This window comes from Streptomyces sp. P5F9 (assembly GCF_057961495.1).
Map to the genome: position 1 here is coordinate 1 of NZ_JBXVPZ010000664.1, position 3,994 is coordinate 3,994.

Annotated in this window: 5 protein-coding genes; 3 read left to right on the forward strand and 2 right to left on the reverse strand. The window is 68.4% G+C overall.

Translation table 11 applies throughout. The features are described 5' to 3' along the window. The first annotated feature begins 154 nt into the window (after window positions 1–154). Together AC31A1_RS48040 and AC31A1_RS48045 are read left to right on the forward strand one after the other, a co-directional pair. Window positions 155–1,012 carry a PHP domain-containing protein gene (locus AC31A1_RS48040; RefSeq protein ID WP_489659368.1) on the forward strand — a complete coding sequence of 286 codons (858 nt, stop codon included), beginning with the start codon at window positions 155–157 and terminating at the stop codon, window positions 1,010–1,012. 63 nt (window positions 1,013–1,075) lie between these two features. Continuing rightward, window positions 1,076–1,681 (forward strand): MarC family protein, encoded by a 606-nt coding sequence (locus AC31A1_RS48045; protein WP_365305195.1) that lies wholly within the window; start codon window positions 1,076–1,078, stop codon window positions 1,679–1,681. A gap of 141 nt (window positions 1,682–1,822) precedes the next feature. On the opposite strand, the gene AC31A1_RS48050 is transcribed toward AC31A1_RS48045, so the two are convergent. Beyond that, the gene (locus AC31A1_RS48050; RefSeq protein ID WP_019058373.1) at window positions 1,823–1,975 is read right to left on the reverse strand and encodes a DUF8834 family protein; all 153 of its coding nucleotides are present in this window, start codon (window positions 1,973–1,975) and stop codon (window positions 1,823–1,825) included. 195 nt (window positions 1,976–2,170) lie between these two features. Here AC31A1_RS48050 and AC31A1_RS48055 point away from each other — a divergent pair, with 195 nt between their 5' ends. After that, window positions 2,171–3,064 (forward strand): NYN domain-containing protein, encoded by an 894-nt coding sequence (locus tag AC31A1_RS48055; protein WP_366489705.1) that lies wholly within the window; start codon window positions 2,171–2,173, stop codon window positions 3,062–3,064. Window positions 3,065–3,071: 7 nt separating this feature from the next. Here AC31A1_RS48055 and AC31A1_RS48060 read toward each other — a convergent pair whose 3' ends face one another. After that, window positions 3,072–3,950: an alpha/beta fold hydrolase gene (locus AC31A1_RS48060; RefSeq protein WP_489659369.1), complete on the reverse strand. Its 879-nt coding sequence runs from the start codon at window positions 3,948–3,950 to the stop codon at window positions 3,072–3,074. Window positions 3,951–3,994: the final 44 nt, after the last annotated feature.

Consider the following 3,994-nt stretch of genomic DNA (forward strand, 5'->3'; position numbering starts at 1 on the left):
GTTCTGTTGTGGGGCGGGTGCGGGTCCGTTGTGGCTGGTCGCGCCGTTCCCCGCGCCCCTTAGGGGGTCCGCCTCAGCGTGTTCTAAGGGGCCCTTGGGATGCCGTTACCCTTGAGGGGTCCCTTTTTGTGTCGTCGCCGGTTGGAGCCTGAGCGTGCGTATCGATCTGCACACCCACTCCACGGCCTCGGACGGGACGGACTCGCCCGCTGAGCTGGTGCGGAATGCCGCCGCTGCCGGGCTGGACGTTGTCGCGTTGACCGATCACGACACCAGTCGTGGGTATGCCGAGGCGATCGACGCGTTGCCCTTGGGGCTCACTCTTGTCACCGGCGCTGAGATGTCCTGTCGGATCGACGGGGTGTCCATGCACATGCTGGCTTATCTCTTCGATCCGGAGGAGCCTGGTCTGCTCGCCGAGCGGGAGCTGGTCCGGGACGATCGGGTGCCTCGGGCTCGGGCCATGGTGGGGCGGCTTCAGGAGCTGGGGGTGCCGGTCACCTGGGAGCAGGTTGCCCGGATCGCCGGCGAAGGGTCTGTCGGGCGGCCTCATGTCGCCACCGCGCTCGTCGAGTTGGGTGTTGTGCCCACGGTGAACGACGCGTTCACTGTCGAGTGGCTGGCCGACGGGGGGCGCGCTCATGTGGCCAAGCACGAGACCGATCCCTTCGAGGCGATCCGGCTGGTGAAGGCCGCCGGGGGCGTGACCGTGTTCGCGCACCCCGGCGCCAGTAAGCGCGGGCACACCGTTCCTGAGGCCGCGATTGCCGAGATGGCTGCCGCCGGGCTCGACGGTATCGAGGTCGAGCACATGGATCACGACGCGGAGACGCGGGTGCGGTTGCGGGGGCTCGCCAAGGAACTCGGGCTGCTGGTCACCGGGTCCAGTGACTATCACGGGAGCCGCAAGAGCGTGCAGCTCGGGGAGTACACGACCGATCCCGAGGTGTACGGCGAGATCACGCGGCGCGCCACCGGGGCGTTCCCGGTGCCGGGGACCGGCGGAGCCTGAACTCGTCCGACCACTCCGTACGTCTCCCTCCGCTCACCTCTCGGCAAGGCTCGTGGCTCACCCATGTTCGACGTCGCCGTCTTCGGCTCCCTCTTCCTGACCCTTTTTGTCATCATGGATCCCCCTGGGATCACCCCGATCTTCCTCGCGCTGACCGCCGGACGACCGTCCAAGGTGCAGAAGCGGATGGCCTTCCAGGCCGTGTGTGTCGCGGGCGGTGTGATCACCGTCTTCGGGTTGCTCGGGCACCAGATCCTCGACTACCTGCACGTCTCCGTGCCCGCGCTGATGATCGCGGGCGGGCTGCTGCTCCTGCTGATCGCGCTCGACCTGCTCACCGGCAAGACCGACGAACCCAAGCAGACCAAGGACGTCAACGTCGCGCTCGTACCGCTGGGCATGCCGCTGCTCGCCGGGCCCGGTGCGATCGTGTCCGTCATCCTCGCCGTGCAGAAGGCCGACAGTGTGGCCACGCAGGTGTCGGTGTGGACGGCGATCCTCGCCATCCATGTCGTGCTGTGGCTGGTGATGCGGTACTCGCTGCTGATCATCCGGGTCATCAAGGACGGCGGGGTCGTGCTCGTCACCCGGCTCGCGGGGATGATGCTGTCCGCCATCGCCGTGCAGCAGATCATCAACGGGATCACCCAGGTGATCCGGGCGAGCTGAGCCCCCGGTACCTGGTGCAACGCAGAACCCCCGCACGGCGTCGGTGCCGTACGGGGGTTCTGAAGTGTGGTTGCGATCCGCGTAAGGGTCGCGGGTATGGGTCGTGGTCGTTACGTCGTCGGTGTTACGCGGCCTTGAGTGTTACGAGGCCTTGGTCTCGGCGGGGCGGATCCACAGGCGCTGTCCAATGGCGGCGGCCTGTTGCACGATCCGATTGACGGAGGCGGCGTCCACGACGGTGCTGTCCACGGTGGTGCCGTCGACCTCGTCGAGACGCATGATTTCGAAGCGCATGGCTTCTCCCTTCGTCTGGTCATCCTCCTGAGGAGAACTACTTGGTTACTGATGTAGTCAACGGGATGCGTGTTACAAACATTCCCTACGCTAAGGAAATTTTTCGAACGCCTAATTACTGACCGGTAAGAGATCGCCACGAGACTGACCGGGACCGGTTGTGTTCGCAGCGTGACCGCCGGGACAATGGAAGCGATGAACGACGACCTCGCGGCCCTCAGCGCCCGCCTCGACCGCACGAACGAGCTGCTTCAGCGCATGCTCGCCGAAGTGGCGAAGACGCCCTCGACGCATGCGATCTTCGTCGACGCCGGGTATTTGTACGCAGCCGCGGGCCGCCTCGTCTCCGGGACCGAGGACCGACGCACCTTCGACCTCGACACCGAGGGCCTCATCGAGGCGCTCATCGACAAGGCCCGCACGATCTTCGCGGACAGCCGGCTGCTGCGGGTGTACTGGTACGACGGGGCACGGCGGCGCATCCACACCTCCGAGCAGCAGTCCATCGCCGAACTCCCGGACGTGAAGGTGCGGTTGGGCAATCTGAACGCCAACAACCAGCAGAAGGGCGTCGATTCACTCATCCGCTCCGACCTGGAGTCCCTCGCCCGGCACCGCGCCATCAGCGACGCGGCCCTCATCGGCGGCGACGAGGACCTGGTCTCGGCGGTCGAGGCGGCCCAAGGGTACGGCGCCCGCGTCCACTTGTGGGGCATCGAGGCGCCGGAGGGCCGTAACCAGGCGGAGCCGCTCCTCTGGGAGGTCGACAGCCAGCGCACCTTCGACCTCGACTTCTTCAAGCCGTACGTCTCCCGGCGCGCGTCCGCCGTCTACGAGGCCGCCGCCACCCGGCCCACCCGCGACGACGTCCGCTTCGTGGGCGCGCAGATCGCGGCGAAGTGGCTCGCGGCGCGGGGGAGGGAGGCGCTGGTCGAGCTGCTGCCCGGGCATCCGTATCTGCCGGGGTCCGTCGACCAGGACCTGCTGGTCGAGGCGGAAGGGCTGCTGCAGTACTCGCTGCGCGGGCAGGCCGATCTGCGGCGGGCGCTGCGCGACGGATTCTGGGAGCACCTTCAGACGCAGTACTGACCTCCGTCTAGCGGGAGTTGCTGTCCCAGAAGTCGGCGATGGCCTTGGCCGTCGCGGCCGGCTGGTCCGTGTTCGGTGAGTGCTCGGCCCGCGCGATGACCGTCCGCCGCGCCTTCAGCCGTACGGCCATGTCGTCCAGGAGCGGCACCGGCCAGGTGTCGTCGCGCGAGCCTGACAGGACGTGGACGGGGAGGGGGACTGCGGCCAGTTCGGCCACCCGGTCCGGCTCCACGCACAACTGGCGTCCTGCGGCGAGGAGTTGAGCCGGCTTGGTGCCCAGCCAGCGGCGGCGCAGGTCGGCCCGGTCGTCGAGCCCCTCGTCCAGCCCACCGCCGGTCTCGGTCTCCTCCGGTGCCTCCATCGCCTGGATCGCTTCCCACACCTCGGCCATCGACATCACGGCGAGCGCGTCCCGCAACAGCTTCACGCGCTGCTGCTGGGAGGCCGAGATCTCCGCCGGCCCCGACGCCATGAGCGTCAGCGACACGAACGGCGTCGGGTCGAGCAGTACGGCGGCCCGCGCGACCTGCCCGCCGAAGGAGTGCCCGAGCAGATGCACCGGCGCGCCCACGGTCTCGGCCAGCGCGAGCACGTCCCGCGCCAACTCGTCCTGGGCGTAAGGGGATTCGTCGTCCGTCGGCCCGTCCGTCTCGTACTGGCCCCGCCCGTCCACGGCCACGGTCCGGTATCCGCGCGCCCCGAACGCCTCGTGCAGCGGATTGAAGTCCTCCTTGCTCCCGGTGAACCCGGGCAGCAACAGAGCGACCCCCTTGGCCTCGACGCCGTCGCCGACGGGCGAGTCCACGACGGCGAACTCACCGCGAGCGGTCCGCAGCTGGTACGCGCGAGCACCGGGGGGCGGGGTGAAGGAGGGCGGCTTGCTCATGGGGTGAGGTTAACCGGCGAGGCTGAGCGGGATGGGGACGGGAG